General features: G+C 69.9%; 17 protein-coding genes and 1 pseudogene. 9 read left to right on the top strand and 9 right to left on the bottom strand.

The genetic code is table 11. From position 1 onward, the window contains the following. The first annotated feature begins 102 nt into the window (after positions 1-102). Entirely contained in the window at positions 103-933 is an 831-nt protein-coding gene (locus tag ACWDEX_RS36210) for a pentapeptide repeat-containing protein (RefSeq protein WP_450468789.1), read from the top strand. A gap of 69 nt (positions 934-1,002) precedes the next feature. Here ACWDEX_RS36210 and ACWDEX_RS36205 read toward each other — a convergent pair whose 3' ends face one another. The 3 genes from ACWDEX_RS36205 to ACWDEX_RS36195 all read right to left on the bottom strand — a co-directional run bounded on the left by ACWDEX_RS36205 (position 1,003) and on the right by ACWDEX_RS36195 (position 3,975). Beyond that, complete coding sequence (locus ACWDEX_RS36205) at positions 1,003-2,040, bottom strand: hypothetical protein (protein WP_450468787.1); 1,038 nt, start codon at positions 2,038-2,040, stop codon at positions 1,003-1,005. Between the two features lie 35 nt (positions 2,041-2,075). Next, positions 2,076-3,356 carry an FUSC family protein gene (locus ACWDEX_RS36200; protein WP_450468785.1) on the bottom strand — a complete coding sequence of 427 codons (1,281 nt, stop codon included), beginning with the start codon at positions 3,354-3,356 and terminating at the stop codon, positions 2,076-2,078. A gap of 124 nt (positions 3,357-3,480) precedes the next feature. Further along, positions 3,481-3,975, bottom strand: coding sequence for an FBP domain-containing protein (locus ACWDEX_RS36195; RefSeq protein WP_450468783.1), 495 nt, complete (start codon positions 3,973-3,975; stop codon positions 3,481-3,483). A 233-nt stretch (positions 3,976-4,208) separates the two neighbouring features. Between ACWDEX_RS36195 and ACWDEX_RS36190 the strand changes: the two genes are divergently transcribed. Together ACWDEX_RS36190 and ACWDEX_RS36185 are read left to right on the top strand one after the other, a co-directional pair. Further along, positions 4,209-4,718 carry an ArsR/SmtB family transcription factor gene (locus tag ACWDEX_RS36190; RefSeq protein WP_450468781.1) on the top strand — a complete coding sequence of 170 codons (510 nt, stop codon included), beginning with the start codon at positions 4,209-4,211 and terminating at the stop codon, positions 4,716-4,718. A 159-nt stretch (positions 4,719-4,877) separates the two neighbouring features. After that, positions 4,878-6,110, top strand: coding sequence for an aminopeptidase (locus tag ACWDEX_RS36185; RefSeq protein ID WP_450468779.1), 1,233 nt, complete (start codon positions 4,878-4,880; stop codon positions 6,108-6,110). 12 nt (positions 6,111-6,122) lie between these two features. On the opposite strand, the gene ACWDEX_RS36180 is transcribed toward ACWDEX_RS36185, so the two are convergent. Next, a complete protein-coding gene (locus tag ACWDEX_RS36180) occupies positions 6,123-6,779 on the bottom strand; it encodes a hypothetical protein (RefSeq protein ID WP_450468778.1) in 657 nt (218 codons plus the stop codon). A 208-nt stretch (positions 6,780-6,987) separates the two neighbouring features. Between ACWDEX_RS36180 and ACWDEX_RS36175 the strand changes: the two are divergent. Then, a pseudogene (locus ACWDEX_RS36175) lies at positions 6,988-7,501 on the top strand (GNAT family N-acetyltransferase). Positions 7,502-7,534: 33 nt separating this feature from the next. Here ACWDEX_RS36175 and ACWDEX_RS36170 read toward each other — a convergent pair. Continuing rightward, the gene (locus ACWDEX_RS36170) at positions 7,535-7,813 is read right to left on the bottom strand and encodes a hypothetical protein (RefSeq protein WP_450468776.1); all 279 of its coding nucleotides are present in this window, start codon (positions 7,811-7,813) and stop codon (positions 7,535-7,537) included. A gap of 221 nt (positions 7,814-8,034) precedes the next feature. Between ACWDEX_RS36170 and ACWDEX_RS36165 the strand changes: the two genes are divergently transcribed. From ACWDEX_RS36165 to nrfD, 4 genes are read left to right on the top strand one after another with little or no spacing between them, the layout of a single operon-like run. Next, positions 8,035-8,277: a hypothetical protein gene (locus ACWDEX_RS36165; RefSeq protein ID WP_450468774.1), complete on the top strand. Its 243-nt coding sequence runs from the start codon at positions 8,035-8,037 to the stop codon at positions 8,275-8,277. An 18-nt stretch (positions 8,278-8,295) separates the two neighbouring features. Then, positions 8,296-11,541, top strand: coding sequence for a formate dehydrogenase (gene fdh / locus ACWDEX_RS36160; protein ID WP_450468772.1), 3,246 nt, complete (start codon positions 8,296-8,298; stop codon positions 11,539-11,541). Continuing rightward, entirely contained in the window at positions 11,538-12,365 is an 828-nt protein-coding gene (locus ACWDEX_RS36155; protein WP_450468770.1) for a 4Fe-4S dicluster domain-containing protein, read from the top strand. Before fdh ends, ACWDEX_RS36155 begins: the two co-directional genes overlap by 4 nt. Further along, positions 12,362-13,306, top strand: coding sequence for an NrfD/PsrC family molybdoenzyme membrane anchor subunit (gene nrfD, locus ACWDEX_RS36150; protein ID WP_450468768.1), 945 nt, complete (start codon positions 12,362-12,364; stop codon positions 13,304-13,306). Before ACWDEX_RS36155 ends, nrfD begins: the two co-directional genes overlap by 4 nt. Positions 13,307-13,366: 60 nt before the next feature. Here nrfD and ACWDEX_RS36145 read toward each other — a convergent pair whose 3' ends face one another. The 3 genes from ACWDEX_RS36145 to ACWDEX_RS36135 all read right to left on the bottom strand — a co-directional run bounded on the left by ACWDEX_RS36145 (position 13,367) and on the right by ACWDEX_RS36135 (position 17,021). Then, a complete protein-coding gene (locus tag ACWDEX_RS36145) occupies positions 13,367-14,332 on the bottom strand; it encodes an SDR family NAD(P)-dependent oxidoreductase (protein WP_450468766.1) in 966 nt (321 codons plus the stop codon). A gap of 197 nt (positions 14,333-14,529) precedes the next feature. Further along, positions 14,530-15,411: an endonuclease/exonuclease/phosphatase family protein gene (locus ACWDEX_RS36140; RefSeq protein WP_450468764.1), complete on the bottom strand. Its 882-nt coding sequence runs from the start codon at positions 15,409-15,411 to the stop codon at positions 14,530-14,532. Between the two features lie 572 nt (positions 15,412-15,983). Beyond that, positions 15,984-17,021 (bottom strand): PHP domain-containing protein, encoded by a 1,038-nt coding sequence (locus tag ACWDEX_RS36135; protein WP_450468762.1) that lies wholly within the window; start codon positions 17,019-17,021, stop codon positions 15,984-15,986. Positions 17,022-17,203: 182 nt separating this feature from the next. Here ACWDEX_RS36135 and ACWDEX_RS36130 point away from each other — a divergent pair, with 182 nt between their 5' ends. Then, entirely contained in the window at positions 17,204-17,449 is a 246-nt protein-coding gene (locus tag ACWDEX_RS36130; protein ID WP_450468760.1) for a hypothetical protein, read from the top strand. Between the two features lie 174 nt (positions 17,450-17,623). Here ACWDEX_RS36130 and ACWDEX_RS36125 read toward each other — a convergent pair whose 3' ends face one another. Further along, on the bottom strand, positions 17,624-18,073 hold the full coding sequence (locus ACWDEX_RS36125) for a nitroreductase family deazaflavin-dependent oxidoreductase (protein ID WP_450468759.1): 450 nt from the start codon (positions 18,071-18,073) through the stop codon (positions 17,624-17,626). Positions 18,074-18,478 lie beyond the last annotated feature (405 nt).

Below are 18,478 nucleotides of genomic sequence, written 5' to 3'. Positions count from 1 at the left end.
CCCCGGCCCATTCCCCCATCACCACACCAAAGAGTCTGGCCCCGCCGCTCACGCGGCGGGGCCAGAACCCCAAGATCTTCACGAGTCTTCTAGGGTGATGTCATGCATGCAACCCCCGCCGACCGCCCCGACCTGCGCGCCGACTGCAGCCGCTGCTTCGCGCTGTGCTGCGTCGCGCTGCCCTTCGCCGCCTCGGCGGACTTCGCGATCGACAAAGCCGCCGGCACGCCCTGCCCGAACCTCCGGGACGACTTCCGCTGCGGCGTCCACACCGAACTGCGCCCGCGCGGCTTCTCCGGCTGCACGGTCTATGACTGCTTCGGCGCCGGGCAGAAGGTCTCCCAGGTCACCTTCGGCGGACAGGACTGGCGCTCGGGCGGCCGGGAGCACGCACGGCGGATGTTCGACGTGTACCCCGTCGTGCGCCAGCTCCACGAACTGCTCTGGTACCTGACCGAGGCACTCACACTGACCGCCGCCCGCCCCGTCCACGCCGACCTGCGCCGCATGCTGGAGAAGACCGAGCGGCTCACCCTGCGATCTCCGGAGGAACTGCGTGCGTTGGACGTGGGCGCGCACCGCCAGGAGGTCAACGTGCTGCTGCTGCGTACCAGCGAGCTGGTACGGGCCGGAGCCGGACGCCGGAAGAAGGACCGGCGGGGCGCCGACCTCATCGGTGCCCGTCTCAAGGGGGCCGACTTCCGTGGTGCCAGCCTGCGCGGCGCCTACCTCATAGCCGCCGACCTCACGGGCGCCGACCTGCGCGGCGCGGATCTGATCGGCGCCGACCTGCGGGACGCGGACCTCACCGACGCCGATCTGACCGGCGCCTTCTTTGTGACGCAGCCCCAGATCAACGCGGCCCGGGGCAGCGCGGGCACACGGCTCCCGGCCTCGGTCATGCGCCCCGGTCACTGGACGGCGTCGCTCTGACGGCGTTCCCCCGGCCGCGGTACGGGGCCCGGGGCCCATGCCCGTTGTGCGACGGGCGGCGCGTCGCGGCTACCAGTTGCCGTCCTCGACCGGCTTGCCCGGCGCGTCGCCGAGCGGCTTCACCTGGGGCGGCGAGGGCGGCTGCCAAGGTTCGTGGTCGTCGCCGAGCCAGTCGCCGACCGGCTTGACTTGGCCGAGCGTGTCCGTGGGCGGGAGATCCTCGCCGTCCTTGTCGTAGTAGTCGAACCACGGCAGTCCGGCCTGTGTGTAGGCCGCGCGGTCCACCGGGGACGGCGGAGGCGCCTCGCCCGTGATGCGGTGCCACTGAGGGGGAGTCACCAGGTGCACGAACACCCGCCCGACGGGCTCCTCGGCCCAGCTCCCCGGCAGCCAGTCGTCCGCATAGACCTCCTGGCGCATCGAGCCGCCGACGCCCAGCCCCATGGCGGGGGCGCTGCGCGGGGCTACGGCCGGGGCGGGAGCGGCGACTGCCGCACCCGGAGCCATCGGAGCGGCTCCGTACATTCCATCGGTCGCCGACAGCGCGACCCTTCGGGCCCGCCGCCGCTTGCGGAGCTCCTCCTCCCGCCACTTGGCGAGCGGGACGTCTTTCAGCCGGAAGGTCTGCAGCTGTACGCCGCCCCATACCTCCTCGCCGGTGACCTGGCCCTCGACCGTGGCACCGAGACCGAGGGGCACCGCCACGAACTGGCGGACGGTACCCCGGCCCGAGTTGATACCGTCCAGCCACGGCTGGCGCGGCAGCACCACGTAGTTCTGCGGATCACGGTCCAGGCGGGAGCTCCAGGGCCTGCCCGAGACCGCGCAGACCTTGCCCACGCCCACCTGCAGGGCCGCGGGCTCCGACGCGCCGAAGCTCAACCACATCGCTTCGCGCAGATACACCGGAAGCATCACACCGCCCCGCGCCCGCCACTCGTCCGGCACCGTCCGCGCGTAGTCCTCCACCCGGCGGACGGGGAATTCGCCCAACCCCGGCGGCAGCGCGTGCGTCCCCGCTTCCGGCAGTCGCAGCGTCCGTATGAACCGGACCCGCACACCCCCCGGCAGCAGCAGAGCGTTCCCGTCGATCCGCACCGCGTCCATGCGCCTGCTCCCTGTCCCTGTACGGTCGTCCGTCATCAACTGGAACGACGCGGAGGTGTGGGACGGTTCCGGCGGCCCGGGAGAAGGGCGCGCAGCTGGCCGAGCAGAGGGCGGAGCACACGGTCCCGCAGCTGTCTGAGGGGCGGATTCCGCTTGCGCTGCCGCCGGGTGCCGCGGTCCAGTTCCTCGAACAGCCGCCGTGTGCGGTGTTCCGTGTCCAGCTCGTCCAGAATGCGGTTGACCTCGGTCAGGAGGGCACCGTGGAACTGCCACTGGCGCACATCCCGTCGGACCTCCTCCAACAGCAGTCGGGCCAGTTGGTCGCGGGTCGCGCCCGCCGTGGCCAGTTCCTCGGCGAGCCGGGCCTCCGCGGACTCGGCACTGCGAGTGACATCGGTGGTGACGAGTACGGCGAAGCTGACCACGGCGTCGCCGATCTCGGAGAGCAACCGCTCCAGCGTCGCCCCGATCTCGGGTGCCAGCAGTGGCTCGGGGCCGCGTTCCTTGGCCAGGTCGGCGAGGCTACGGGCGATCACCCGCAGCACCACCGTGACGATCTCCAGCGTGTCGAGCCCGGTCCGCAGCACGATCCGGTGAAGCAGGCCCTCGCGGACTCGGGGGTTGAATTTCAGGCTGTCCTCGGCCTGCCTCAGGGCCGTGTCCACCACGATGATGTCGTGGTCGAGTCGACGCGCCTCGTACAGCCGGGTCGTTGCCTCCGTCGCGGGCGTACGGCCCGCGGCCTGGTCTCCGATGCGCAGCGTCAGCTGCCGGACCTGGCGCGCCAGTTCCTCGATGGACCCCCCGGCCGCGCTGATCCACACCGGGGGAACGAAGAGCAGATTGGTGCCCAGGCCGACCACCGCGCCGATCACGGTTTCCAGGACCCGGGCCCAGGCCGTGCTGCCCACCTGGGTGACTCCGAGGACAAGCATGGCGCTGATCGCCACCTCGGGCACGAACTCGCTGACCCGTACCAGATGCCCGACGGCCAGCGATGCCAGGATGATCAGCGCCAGACTCCACCAGGTCAGGCCCACCAGGATGCTGAAGCCGATGGCGATGACGACGCCGGCCACCACGGAGTTCACCCGGCGCACACTCGTGGTGATCGTGGAGTAGAGCGTCACCTGGACGACGAGCAGGGCGGTCAGGGGAGCGGTGAGCGGTGCCCGCTCGGGACTGAGATGCAGTGCGACCACGTACGAGACGGTCGCGGCCGCAGTCGAACGCACCGCCTGGACCACCTCGGGCACCTGGCGCCACTTCTCGATCCGGGCGGTCGTCCTCGCCCAGCCCTCACGCACAACTCGCAACCCTAGGGCCTTTCCCGCGGCTCGGGGGCATCGAACGTAGGCCAGAGGGATGGACCTGGGCGCGAGCGCGGACCTCGGGCAGGCTCCCCAAGGTGTCTCCGGGCGGACGCCTCTCCGTGGGGCGTCAGGCGAACAGCTTGTCGAGGAAGGCCGACAGGTTGCCCAGCATGCGGGCGATCTGCTCGTCCGTGGTGAGGCTCTCCTCGAAGCGGCCGCCTGCCTCCGGCACCTTCTTTCCCCGTATGTAGAGGGGACACGCGAGGTCGGTGCACATGTAGATGCCGACCGAGTTGCCCTCGCGTCCCGCCGCACCCGCTTTGCGGGCCGTCATCAGCGAGACACCGTTGCCCGGGTGGGTGGTCAGACACAGAGTGCACATGCTGCGGTGCAGGAAGCCGCGCTGAGAGGACGGAAAACGCAGTGTGACGCCGACGAGCCGGCCTGCGCGCTCGGTGACCAGATAACTGCGATCGGGTGCCCCGGGATCCCGCCAACCCAGGAAGTCCAGGTCGTCCCAGGGACGCTCGCCGAGGTCGCGGGGTATCGACAGGCGTTTCGCCTCCCCCTTTGAGCAGTTGATGAACGAATTGCGGATCTCCTGCTCGGAGAGTGATCGCATGACGGGTCCTCCTCGGGTGATGAAACCTAGGGGCAATAGCTTTTTGGCTAACCTACCCAGCTTCGTTGGAGGAGGGCCAACGAATTCCCGGTGCGACGTGGGAAGCGGCACGCTGACCGAGTCGGGACGAAGCTGCGGACAGGTGGCGGAACCCCCTGCTCTTCTGGTCGCCCTTGTGGGCCGGTTCGGGCCCTGGTTATTATCCCAAGATGTCTTGGGGAAATGAGTCGTTGGTGTCGCTGCGCGCGCTGGCCAATCCCTTGCGTGTTCGCATCGTGTCACTGCTGACCGGCGCCGCCATGTCAGCGACCGAGGTGGCTGAGGAGCTCGGGCTCGCGCACGCCTCCGCGAGTTACCACCTGCGTCAGCTGGCCGCCGCGGGCTTCCTCAAGCGCGTCGAGGATGATGCGGACCGGCAGGGCCGGTCGGGGCGCGGGCGGTCGAACATCCGCTATCGCTACGACCCGACCAGCGCCGAGCGGCTGGACCGCTCCAGCGGACAGCGGCTGCTGCAAGAGGCGATGTTCACCGACCTACGGCGACGTCTCGATGCGATGACCGAGCAAAGGCGAATTGCCGACGCCGAGGTCTGGGTCCGGCACCAGGACTGGGAAAAGGTCTGCGACCTGGTCGATCAGGCGGTCGGGCTGTTGCACGAGGGCGCTCGGCCTCCGCGAACGGAGGGGACCGTCCACGTCAGCCTCACCGCGCTGCTGTTCGAACTACCCAGTGGCCATGAGTGACAGGGCAGGGCTGCCCGTCTTAGCCGATGATCCAGACCCTCGGTGCCGTCGTTCGCCGTTGCCGCCGGGGTCGCCGTCATGCCCTTGTCCTGCTCGTCCCTCGGCGGCGCGCCGTCTCGCCGCCGGTCATCACACCCCGCCCATCACCGAGGAGTGATCATGACGCAACTCGCCTCTCCCGGTATTCCACCGGCCGATCTGACCTCGTACGCCGAACTCGTCGTGAATGTCGCGGCACCGGTCACACACGACGACCTCGTCCTGATCAACGCCGAGATCGAGCATGCGCCACTGGCTCGGGCGCTCACCGAAGCCGCCTATGCGCGCGGCGCCAGGTACGTGGACATCTGGTACTTCGACCCGCACGCCAAGCGCTCCAGAATCCGCCACGCGGATCCCACCACCTTGCACGAGGTGCCCGCTTGGCTCGACCGTCGCAATGACAGCGTCGGTGAGGGGAGGGGAGTGATGATCACTATTCGGGGGGAGGGCGATCCCGATGTCCTTGCCGGTGTCGACCCCGCGCTGGCCGGACTGGACCGTATGCCCAACCTGGCCTCACGGTACCGCCTGCAGCGCGACAACCTCGTCTGCTGGTCAGCCGTCGTCTGCCCGACCCCGTCCTGGTCCAGGCATGTCCTCGGGGAAGAGGACGTGCCGAAGTTGTGGAGCCACATCAAGCACTTTCTCCGGCTGGACCAACCCGACCCGAGCGCGGTGTGGCGCGATCGACTCGCTGAGCTTCGTGCCCGTGCTCAGCGGCTGAACGAGGTGAAACTGGATGCCGTGCACTTCGAAGGGCCGGGAACGGACCTCACCATCGGTCTGATCCCACGAGCCATCTGGACGCCCGTGGGCTTCGAAGCCGCCGACGGCCGGTACTTCGTGCCCAACCTGCCGTCCGAGGAGGTTTTCACCACGCCGGACTATCGGCGCGTCCATGGCACGGTGCGCGCCACCCGCCCACTGGCCCTCGCCGGTTCCGTGATCCGAGACCTGGAGTTGACGTTCACCGACGGCGTGGTCAGCGAGGTACGGGCAAGTATCGGATCGGATGTCGTGCGCGCCCACCAGGCCACCGACGCAGGCGGCGCACGACTCGGTGAGGTCGCGCTCGTGGACGGCTCGTCACCTATCGGCCGGTCCAACGTCACTTTCATGGAGACCTTGCTGGACGAGAACGCAACCTGTCACCTCGCCTGGGGTTTCGGTCTCCCTCCGGCCGTTCCCGGAGCGTTGGACCTCAGCCCCGAGGAGCTCGATGCGATAGGAGTGAACTCCTCCTCTGTCCATACGGACTTCATGGTCGGAGGACCCGAGGTCACCGTCACGGGCATCGACCGAAACGGGCGGCGCATGGTCATCCTCGACAAGGACGAATGGCGGCTCTGACCAACGCGACGGTCAGGCGTCAGCGCGTGGTGTGCCGTACCAGCGCCACTTGGTAAGGCGTGGCCGACCGGGCAGTTCCCCGCGGCCGGTGGCCCAGAGCAGCGTTGGCCACCGGTCGGTGTCGGTCGGGGCGTCGGGGAAGAGCCGGGCCAGCACGCGGTCGCACAGGTCAGCGGGCGGTGTCCAGTCCAGGCCCAGGCCCTCAGCGATGTCGTGGGTGTGCACCAGGGTCTCGACGATGCCCATCGCGGCGAAGCCTTCAGGGTCGGCCACGCCGAAGACGTGGTGTGCCCGGACCGTGGGTGGTGTGGTGCGGACGATTGCCGTCAGCAACGCGCCGCTGGCGTCGAGTACTTGCAGCAGACCGGCTGGACCGGCCTCGCGGTCCGCGAAGATGACGTTCGCTGGGCCGTCCGGCTTCCTGCGGCTCCACGCGAAGGGGACGTGGGCGTCCAACGGCGGTTTCGCCGGGCCCAGTTGGGCGGCGTAGGAGAACAGGTCGTCGGCGAGGTGCTCGACGGTCTCCCAGCAGTCCCATTCCAGGGAACCGGCCTTGACACTCCAGTCCGGCGCGTCAGCCCCGCGCAGAGCGGTGAGCGCCAAGCGAACGGCCTGTTCGACATCGGCCGCGGTGACCGGGTCACTCGGGGATCCCTGAGTTTCAGTCATGGCGGGACCGTATCAATGATCACCTGGCGTTGGGGAACTCGTTTTCGAGCGAAGTGAGCAGTGCCGGCTCAGGCTGTGCACCAGGGAATGCGACAGGTGTGACCATGGTTGATCTGCTCTCGCCTGGCAGGCGGGCACCGGTGCCGTGGTGCCCGACGGACGGCCGGAGGTCGGTTGAGTGTCAGACCCCTGCTCTAACGTGGCCGCCATGGAGAGCACCCCCACATCGCAGGTGAGGCTGGAGCCCTGGGCAGAAGGCGACTTCTGGCTGCTGCGGAGGACCAACAGCCCTGAAATGACCGAACATGTCGGCGGCCCCGAGACCGAGGAACAACTGGCGACACGGCACCGGCGTTACCTCGCCCCGAAGGCCGGGCAGATGTACCGGGTCACGCTGGAGGACACCGGTGAGACGGTGGGGTCCATCGGCTTCTGGGAGCGCGAGTGGCAGGACACAACGGTGTGGGAGACCGGGTGGGGAGTGCTGCCCGAGTTCCAGGGGCGGGGTCTTGCCGCGCTGGCGGCCCGTGCCGTGATCGCGGCGGCGCGAGCCACCCGGACGCACCAGTATCTGCACGCCTTTCCGAGTACGGATCACCCCGCCTCCAACGCGGTCTGCCGGAAGGCCGGCTTCAAGCTGCTCGGACCGGTGCGGTTCGAGTACCCGAAGGGGCACTGGGATAACGTCCAACGACTGGCAGGTGGACCTGGGACGGGGGTAACGGCAACCACGCGGACACAGTCGGCGGGCCGGGTTACGCACCCTCCGTCGGCTCGGCCGCGTGTGCCTCCACCTCCGCCTCGACCTCGCTGCGCACTCTGTCGTGCGCCTTCGCGTACGCGGTGATCTCGGCCTGAAGATCGCGGTCGAGGTCCCGCCAGGCGCGGAAAGCGGTCTCGTACATGTCGGTCTGCTGCTTGGTCCACGGGGTGATGGTGGGCGGGCCGTACGTCTCGCGAAGTTCGGCGGCGTTCGTGTACGCGTCACTCGCCGCGCGCTGCATCTCCACGAGTTCTTCAAAGGTCGTCGCCACGGCCGGATACTAGGCGGGCGTGTGCGGGCCCGGTTCCGCGACCCGCGCGACAGAGGCGGAGATCGACCGGTCGGCCCTGGACAACGCCCACGCCGGGGCGCTCCGGAGTTCAGGGGCCCGCTGCCGGTTTGACCGAAGCCACCAGCGGTTACCCGCTTCGCCGTAAGGGGGCCCGTGCGCTCGCGGGCCCGGCTGCCTTGGCGAAGAATGGAGGGCACGCCGTGACCGATCACCGGCACCAGGGTCCCGAAGAGGAGACCGGCCCGATCCCGCGGGACATGCAGGACCAGCAGGCTCGCGAGGGCGAGGACCCGTGGGACGCCCGTCCCGCACGGGACGGCACGGAGGACCGACCCGCCACCGACGTCCCCGACACGGACGAGGCCGGCACGGGGCGGCAGGGCGCGCCGCACTCGGGCGCCGTCCACCCCGACCACCCCGTACCGGACGAGTCCCCCGCCTGAGCCCGCCGAGGAGGCCCCATGTCCCTGGCAGATCTGCTGCGCCGCTGGCCCGTACATCGCCAGCTCACCGGAGACGACCGCACGGGCCGCGGCAGCGCAGTGAAATCCTCGCAGACCCAGCGGCTGCGGCCGCGCACGGACACCGCCGAACGGGTGGTGTCCTCCGTTTGTCCTTACTGTGCGGTCGGCTGCGCCCAGCAGGTCTATGTCAAGGACGAGAGGGTCGTCCAGATCGAGGGTGACCCGCACTCACCGGTCAGCCGCGGCCGCCTGTGCCCCAAGGGCGCCGCGACCCTCCAGCTCACCACCGGCCCGGCCCGCCGCCACCAGGTCCTCTACCGCCGCCCTCACAGTACGGACTGGGAGCCCCTCGACCTGGAGACGGCGATGGACATGGTCGCCGACCGGGTGATCCGCACCCGCCGTGAGACCTGGGAGTGGGAGCGGGACGGTGTGCGCACCGCCCGCACGATGGGCATCGCCAGCCTCGGCGGAGCGACCCTCGACAACGAGGAGAACTACCTCATCAAGAAGCTGCTGACCGGCCTCGGCGTGGTCCAGGTGGAGAACCAGGCCAGGGTCTGCCACAGCTCCACGGTGGCCGGCCTCGGCACCTCCTTCGGCCGGGGCGGCGCCACCACCTTCATGCAGGACCTCCAGCACTCCGACTGCATCGTCATCCAGGGCTCCAACTACGCCGAGTGCCATCCGGTGGGGTTCCAGTGGGTGATGGAGGCCAAGTCGCGCGGTGCCCGTGTCATCCACGTCGATCCGCGCTACACCCGCACCAGCGCGCTCGCCGACCTGCACGTCCCGATCCGCGCGGGCACGGACATCGCCTTCCTCGGCGGCATCATCAACCATGTCCTCACCGAGGAGAAGGACTTCCGCGAGTACGTCCTGAACTACACCAACGCGGCCACGCTGGTCAGCGAGGACTTCCGCGACACCGAGGACCTCGACGGTGTCTTCTCCGGGCTGGACGAGGAGAAACGGCACTACGACCCGAGCAGCTGGCAGTACGCGGGCGTCGATGTCCGGCAACCCGCCGGCGACGTCGAAGAGCAGGAAGAGGAGCAGCTGCACCACCTCGGCGGCCCCGAAGCCCACGGTTCCGGCGGCGCCCGTACCGCCCCCCACCCCCCGACCGACCCGACGCTGCGGCACCCGCGCTGCGTCTACCAGATCCTCAAACGCCACTACGCCCGCTACACCCCCGAGGCGGTCGAGGAGATCTGCGGGGTACCGCGCGAGACGTTCCTGCGCGTGTGCGCGGATCTGACGGCCAACTCGGGCAGGGACCGTACGAGTTCGTTCGTGTACGCGGTCGGCTGGACCCAGCACTCGACCGGCGCCCAGTACATCCGCGCGGCGAGCGTTCTCCAACTGCTGCTCGGCAACGTCGGCCGACCCGGCGGCGGCATCCAGGCGTTGCGCGGCCACGCCTCCATCCAGGGCTCCAGCGACATCCCGACCCTCTTCAACCTCCTCCCCGGATATCTCCCGATGCCGCACGCCCATGCCCACATGACCCTCGACGACTTCGTCGGGGCGAGCCGCACCAAGAAGGGCTTCTGGGCCGACATGCGGGCGTACTTCGTCAGCCTGCTGAAGGCCTACTACGGCGACGCGGCCACCGCCGGGAACGACTTCTGCTTCGACCATCTCCCGCGTCTGACCGGCTCCCACTCGACGTACGACACGGTGATGGCCCAACTCGACGGTGTCTGCAAGGGCTACTTCCTGATGGGCGAGAACCCGGCCGTCGGATCGGCCAACACCCGCCTCCAGCGCCTGGGCATGGCCAACCTGGACTGGCTGGTGGTCCGCGACTTCTCCCTCATCGAGTCCGCGACCTGGTGGAAGGACGGACCGGAGATCGAAAGCGGCGAACTACGCACCGAGGACATCGGCACCGAGGTGTTCTTCTTCCCGGCCGCCGCCCACACCGAGAAGTCCGGCTCCTTCACCAACACCAACCGGTGGGTGCAGTGGCACTACCAGGCCGTCGAACCCGAGGGCGACGCACGCAGCGACCTGTGGTTCATGTACCACCTCGGCCGCCGCATCAAAGAGAAACTCGCCGGGTCCACCGACCCGATGGACCGGCCGATGCTGGACCTGACCTGGAACTACCCGGTCAGCGGGCCGCTCAGGGAACCCGTCGCGGACGCCGTGCTCGCCGAGATCAACGGTCACGGCCCGGACGGTAGGCCGCTCGGCGCCTACACCGAGCTCAAGGACGACGGCTCCACCGACTGTGGCTGCTGGATCTACTGCGGGATCTATGTGGACGGCGTCAATCAGGCCGCCCGCAAGAAGCCGCACACCGAACAGGACTGGGTGGCCGCCGAATGGGCCTGGGCCTGGCCCGCCAACCGTCGCATCCTCTACAACCGCGCCTCCGCCGCCCCCGACGGCACCCCGTGGAGCGACCGCAAGAAGTACGTCTGGTGGGACCCGGACGCCGGGAGATGGACCGGACACGACGTACCCGACTTCGTACCGGACCGCGCCCCCGACCACGTCCCCGAACCGGACGCGACGGGACCCGACGCGCTGCGCGGCGACGACCCGTTCATCATGCAGGCTGACGGCAAGGGCTGGCTGTACACGCCGGCGGGCTTGGAGGACGGCCCGCTGCCCACGCACTACGAGCCGCAGGACTCCCCGTTCCGCAACGCCCTGTACCCGTCCACCGCGCGCAACCCCGTACGCCAACTGCTGCCCCGCGAAGGCAACCGCTACCACCCGAGCGGCGACGAGGAGGGCGCCGAGGTGTTCCCGTACGTCCTCACCACATACCGGCTGACCGAGCACTTCACGGCCGGCGGCATGAGCCGCTGGTCGGAGTATCTGTCCGAGCTGCAGCCGGAGTTCTTCTGCGAGGTCTCGCCCGCGCTCGCCCGCGAGCGCGGACTGGAGCACGGTGGCTGGGCCACGATCGTGACCGCGCGCAACGCCGTCGAGGCACGCGTGCTGGTGACCGAGCGGGTCCGTCCGCTGACCGTTCAGGGGCGCACGGTCCATCAGATCGGACTTCCCTTCCACTGGGGTCCCAACGGGGTCTCCACCGGGGACGCGGCCAACGAACTGATGGCGATCGCCCTGGACCCCAATGCCCACATCCAGGAGGACAAGGCGCTCACCGCCGACATCCGGCCGGGCCGCAGGCCCCGCGGTCCGGATCTGCCGAAGCTGGTTGCCGACTACCGCAGGCGGGCCGGGATCACCGCGACGACCGGGACGGAGACCAGGACATGAGCGAGGAACGGGTCGGCTTCTTCACCGACACCTCCGTCTGCATCGGCTGCAAGGCGTGCGAGGTGGCCTGCAAGGAATGGAACGCGATCCCGGAGGACGGGCTCTCGCTGACCGGCATGTCGTACGACAACACCGAGGCGCTCGGCGCCTCCACATGGCGTCACGTCGCCTTCATCGAACAGCCGCGGCCCGAGGGGCGTGCCCAACTCCCGCTGGCGGACGGTCGGCCGACCACCGACGGCAGTGGTGAGATGCGCTGGCTGATGTCCTCCGACGTGTGCAAGCACTGCACCCACGCCGCCTGCCTCGACGTCTGCCCGACAGGCTCACTGTTTCGCACCGAGTTCGGCACGGTGGTCGTCCAGGAGGACATCTGCAACGGCTGCGGCTACTGCGTGCCCGCCTGCCCCTACGGTGTCATCGAGCAACGCCCCACCGACGGACGGGCGTTCAAGTGCACCATGTGCTACGACCGCCTCGGCACCGGCCTGGAACCCGCCTGCGCGAAGGCGTGCCCCACAGAGTCCATCCAGTTCGGCCCGCTGGACGAACTCCGGGAGCGGGCCGCGCTGCGTGTCGACCAACTGCATGAGGCCGGGGTCACCGATGCCAGGCTGTACGGCCATGATCCGGACGACGGGGTCGGTGGCGACGGCGCGTTCTTCCTGCTCCTCGACGAGCCCGAGGTGTACGGCCTGCCCCCGGACCCCGTCGTCACCACCCGTGATCTGCCGACGATGTGGAAGCACGCGGGCGCCGCGGCCGTCTCCCTGTTGGGCGGCCTCGCGCTGTCGTTCGCGATGGCCGGAAGGAGGCGGCGATGACCCGCACCAAGAGCCCGAACCCGAAGCGCGGGAGGCGACAGGGTGACCGACTCATGGTCCCGCGAGCCGACTTCGACTCCTACTACGGGCGGCCCGTCATCAAGGCGCCGGCCTGGGAAGCCCGGGACATCGCCGGGTACTTCTTCCTCGGCGGGCTCGCCGGAGCGGGTTCTGTGCTCGCCGCCGGTGCCCACGTCACCGGCCGCCCGCGCACGGCGTGGGCGATGAAGGTGTCCTCGCTCGCGGCCGTCTCGCTGTCCGCCGCCGCGCTCATCCACGACCTGGGACGGCCGGACCGCTTCGCGAACATGCTGAGGGTCGTGAAGCCGACCTCGCCGATGAGCGTCGGCTCATGGCTGCTGTCGGCCTACGGGCCGGCGGCGGGCGTGGCCGCGGCGAGCGCCGTGACCGGGCGGCTGCCGCGGGCCGGCGCCCTGGCCACCGGAGCGGCCGCGCTGCTCGGCCCGGCCGTCGCCTCGTACACGGGCGTGCTCGCCGCGGACACGGCCGTACCCGCCTGGCACGGCGCCCACTGCGAGCTGCCACACCTTTTCGTGGCGTCCGCGACCGCCGCCGCCGCGGGCATGGCCCTGGTCGTGGGCCCGACCCGGGAGAACAGTCCCGCCCGCTATGCCGCCGCACTGGCCGCACTCGCCGACACGGCGGTCACGACGGCTGCCGAGCGACGCCTCGGGATGGTCGCCGAGACCTGGCGGGAAGGGCGCGCGGGCTGGCTTCTGCGTACGGCCCGCATCCTGACCGTCTCGGGCGCCGTGGGCGCCTCGGTACTCGGTGGGCGCCGGGCGGCGGCGATCGCTTCCGGCCTCGCCCTGCTCGCCGGCTCGGCGTGCACGCGCTTCGGGGTCTTCGCGGCGGGGATCGCCTCGGCGGAAGACCCGCGCTACACGGTGGCGCCGCAGCGGGAGAGGGTCGCGGCGTAGCGGGGCAGCGGCGGACGGGCAGCCCACGGTTCGCCCACGGGGGGCGTCCGACATCGAGTCTCAGGCGGTGGCGAACGCGTTGACGCCCGTGAGCTCTGCCGAGACCTCCCACAGACGCGCGGCCTGCTCCGGGTCGATCGCCCAGTCCTTCACGCCACCTGGCCCCCCGTCCGCCGGTGCGGGCTCCGCGATGTCGCAGTCCTCGCAGTACACCCCGCCCATGCCGGCGAGGTGCGGCGAGGTCGCGGCCCACACCTGAGTGGCCGCCCCCTGCTCGGGCGTCTTGAAGGCGTCGGGGTTCACCAGGGCGCCGGTCTCGTCGATCCAGCCGCGCTCGATCATCTCCTCCTTGTCGAGATGGCGCTGCAGGGGGGTGAGGATCCCGCCGGGATGCAGGGAGAAGGCGCGGACTCCGCTGTCCCGGCCCAGCCGGTCGAGGTGCACGGCGAACAGGACGTTGGCGGTCTTCGCCTGCCCGTACGCCTCCCATTTGTCGTACCCCTGCTTCCAGTGCAGGTCGTTCCAGCGGATCGCGGAACCGTGGTGGCCGGCGGACGACACGGACACGATCCGCGCGCCGCCCGGCTCGATCGCCGGCCACAGGCGGTTGACGAGGGCGTAGTGGCCCAGATGGTTGGTGGCGAACTGCGCCTCCCAGCCAGGACCTACCCGGGTCTCCGGGCAGGCCATGACCCCAGCGTTGTTGATGACGATGTCGATCGTGCGGCCCGAGGCGAGGAACCGGTCCGCGAAGGCGCGCACGCTCTCCAGGTCACCGAGGTCGAGTTGGTCCACCTTGACCCGGTCGATGCCCGCAAGCGCCTGCGCGGCGACGTCCCGGCGCCGTGCCGGAACGACGACGCGGGCCCCTGCCTCGGTGAGCGCGCGTGTGGTCTCCAGGCCGAGCCCGGAGTAGCCGCCCGTGACCACCGCAAGCCTGCCGGAGAGATCGATCCCCCGAAGTACGTCGTCCGCGGTGCTCCTGGCGCCGAAGCCTGACCCGATCTTGTGCTGTGGAGTGCTCATGCGCGCACGTTACGAATTGGAGCGCGCTCCAAGTCAAGAGGATGCCGGACGCCTGCAGTGCGTCCGGCGGAGACGACCGGATCTGCGGCGGCCACGGACGCGGCGACACGGGAGGCCGGGCACGCGTCGGTAACAGCGGTCGCGGGGGGCCACCGGACTCCGGTGGCCCCCCCGCGAAGCAGCGGCCGTGAACCGGGTCAGAGGCCGCGCTGCCGGAGCATGAGATCGGCGACGACCGGCCGGTGATCGGAAGCCGTTGTGACGGCCTCGTGGGCGCCGGTGACGGCGATGTCGGGGGAGACCGTCACCAGGTCAATGCGTTCGACCGGATTGACCGCCGGATAGGTCATGCCGCCGTTCGGTGCGGCATCGACCAGAGGGCCCCACAGTTTCGCCAACTCGGGGGCCTTGGGCTCGGCGTTGAAGTCACCGACGAGCACCTTCGGCCCCGGGTCCTCGGCCAGGACGGCCAGCATGTCGTCCACCTGGGCCCGCCGTACCGACGGGTCGGCGCGGTAGTCCAGGTGGGTCGAGTAGACGTGCACGAAGACGCCCCGGACCTGGACCGTCACTTCGGCGAAGCCCGGCGCGGGCTGCGGTCTGGGGTTGGGGTCCTGGGTGGACAGCCGGGTGATCTCGTGGTTCTCCTCGCTCATCACCGGATAGCGGCTCAGCACCGCTACGCCGAACTGACGTCGCTCCGTGTGCCCCGAGGCCGGTGGGAGGTCGTAGATCGGTGCGAAGAACACTCGCATGCCAAGGCGCTGGGCCAGGGCACGCGCCTCATCGGTGAAGCCGCTCCGGTCGCCCCAGTTCACGTCGACCTCCTGCAGGCCGATCACGTCGGCGTGCAGATCCTCGATCGCCCGTGCGGTGCGGTCGAGGTCGAAGACGTTGTCCTCGCCGGCTCCGGCATGGATGTTGTACGTGGCCACGCGCAGTGGCACGGGCGGGGGTGCCTGTCCGGCCGACTGGCGCGCCGAGGCGGATCCGGGCGATGCCACGCCGAGCGTGACGGCGGCGGCGAGCACAGCGGCGGCCAGTGTCCGGTGAAGAGGCAGTCGATTCCTGCGTGTCACACAGTCCTCCAGACGAGAGTGCGGTGAGTCCCACGCCGGACCGGAAGGGGCGCGCTCCGGGGCGGGGCTGGGCAAGTCGGACGGGGGGAGAGGTCGACCGCGCACACAGAGTCCCGGTGTACACGGCCACCGCATCCTCAGTCCCGAGACCTCGTCTGTCGGCATGCGCGCTCTCTTTTCAGGAGACGGCGGAAAGTGTGCGCAACGGGCCTGGATGTGAAGGAAGTCGACAGAGGTGATGCCGGTGAATTGGTGTGCGGTGACGAGTATCAGAAGAGCGCACTCTCGCTGTCAATAAGTAACACTCACACATCATCCGCCGTTACTTTTCGACTTGCTGGGTCACTCCGCCGTTCACCTGCGCCCAGGAGACGCCTTCCGCGCCGGATGCGGGCACGGGATACTGCGGCGCAGCCGGCCGCTTTTACGATTCCTGAACGTGTGTCATGAGGCCTTGACGGTTGCGGGTTCGCGCCACCGAAGACGGAACCCGTCGACCAGTACAGGGAGCAAGCGCGGATGGCCAGGAGCGCTACCAGCCCCATCACCCTCGGTCCGGCACGGGTGCCTGGTCATGCGGCGGTCACGCGCGCCGGGACCTTGCGCTCGCGGGTCCAGCCCAGCAGTTCGTCCGCGGACCAGGTGGTGATCACCCGCTCGGCGGGGACGCCGCACTCCTCGGCACGGGCGCAGCCGTAAATCTGCCAGTCCAACTGGCCGGGTGCGTGCGCGTCGGTGTCGATCGAGAACAGCACCCCGGCCTCGACCGCCTGCCGCAGCAGCCTCCGGGGCGGATCCAGCCGCTCTGGCCGGCTGTTGATCTCCACGGCCGTACCGGACTCCGCGCATGCGGCGAACACCGCGTCAGCGTCGAACTCCGACTCGGGGCGCCCGCGCCCGGTGACCAGGCGTCCCGTGCAGTGGCCGAGTACATCGGCCAGCGGGTTGCGCACGGCGGCGATCATCCGGCGGGTCATCGCTCGCGTGTCCATGCGCAGCTTGGAGTGCACGGACACCACCACGACGTCGAGGCGGTCGAGGAGATCAGGCTCCTGGTCCAGCGAGCCGTCGTCGAGGATGTCGCACTCGATGCCGGTGAGCAGCCGGAACGGTGCCCACTGTGCGTTGAGCGCGGCGACCACCTCCAGTTGCTCGCGCAGCCGCTCGGCGGACAGTCCACGGGCCACGGCCAACCGTGGCGAGTGGTCGGTGAGCACGGCCCATTCGTGACCGAGCTGCGCCGCCGTCCTCCCCATCTCCTCGATCGGGCTCCCGCCGTCCGACCAGTCGGAGTGCAGATGACAGTCGCCGCGCAGCAGAGCCCGCAGCCGCTCACCGCCGCGCACGGGCGTGGCCTCGCCCTCCTGCTCCAGCTTCTCCAGATAACCGGGGACGCGGCCGGCCAGAGCCTCCCGCACCACCTGGGCCGTCTTCGGGCCGACGCCCCTGAGCGACTCCAGCGTTCCGGCGGCCGCACGCTCGGCGACCTCGTCGTCGGGCAGCGCGGCGAGCACCGCGGCTGCGGTACGGAAGGCGCGTACGCGATAGGTCGGGGCCCCGGCCCGCTCCAGCAGGAACGCGATCCGGTCGAGGGCTGCGAGGGGATCCATCGGCACCTCCTTCCCTCAGCCTTCCCCAGCCGTGTCCGGCCCGCACGGTGGGCGCGTCCCGGGCGCGTCACCCGGCTGGGCGAACACGGCGGGCCGGGGCGTCGGGCCGTTCGCGGTGGGTCCGGTGGGCTCTTGGGAACCTCCCGGCCGCTGTGTCTACCGAAGCGGAATACGCTCTATGCATGACCGAAAGCTGGAGCCCCCACATCTCTCATCCGCGGATCATGGTGCTCTCGGTGCAGCCGGGCAAGCCACCCTTCCGCATCGTGGAGATCGACGGCGAGATGGTTGCCGAAGCGAGATCGCTCGCCGAGGTCCTGGAGGTCGCCGCAGAGGCCGGAATCCCGATCCATGACGTCGACGACCCGGACGTGATCCGCTGGGTGGGCGGCGACAAGCTGACGTGGCATCTGCGCCACCGGATGTGATGTCCCCAGAGGCTGGGCGACGGAAGCCGACCAGCCGCACGGGTCGCCCGCCGTTCCCTGACCGCGAACAGTGACGGGCATCGGTGCGCGTGCCCTCGTCGGACGGTGGGGAGCGGCGACACCTCCGTCGCGAGCGAGCCGCACGGCAAAGGGCCGTGCGGCTCCCGGGCCGGTTCACTTGTTGCCGGTCGGTTCCAGCACGAAGACGGGGATCTCGCGTTCGGTCTTCTTCTGGTAGTCGGCGTAGGGCGGATAGGCCGCGACCGCCCGCTCCCACCACACCGCCTTCTCCTCGCCGGTGACCTCACGGGCGGTCATGTCCTGGCGCACGGGGCCGTCCTGGAGTTCCACGGTGGGATGCCGTGTGACGTTGTGGTACCAGACGGGGTGCGTGGGCGAGCCGCCCAGCGAGGCCACCACGGCGTACATGCCCTCGTGCTCGACGCGCATCAGCGGCGTCTTGCGGATCTTGCCGGTCTTCGCGCCCAGGGTCGTGAGGATGATCACCGGGTACCCCGTGTCCCGGAGCGTCAGCCCCTTGGTACCGCCGGAACTCTCGTACAACTCGACCTGTTCGCGTACCCACTGTGTCGGACTGGGTTCGTACTCGCCCTCAAGAGGCATGGCATCCGTCCCATCTCGCGTACCGCGGTTGTCTCGTGCGTTCTGCCGGGGTCCCGTGACTCCGGGCGCGGGAACGCGCGTTCCAGAATTCAACACCAGCCGTCCGAGGTTTCAATCCGCACACCCGCGTATCGGCGCAATCTCGCCGGAGGGGACGGGTTCGGCCGGCGATCTCCCCGGCCCCCGGAACGATTTCCGTCACCCGGGCCGGGCGGCACCCGCACCGCCAGGGCCCGGCACGGGGCACCAGAGATCGTGGACCTGCGCGGATCCGGGCGAGAGGCGCCTGCTAGGTCCGTACTTCGCGGGTGACTGAATCGGCTGGTTCGGGGCCTGTGAGAGTGTCTATTGGAGTCCTGGCCGCGTTGGTGGGGTGTGACGAAGTCTTCCCGGTCCCCGCGGCCA

This window comes from Streptomyces sp. NPDC001020 (assembly GCF_053599115.1).
Note: the sequence above shows the minus strand (reverse complement) of the source record. Positions and strands in the feature narration are given on the sequence as shown.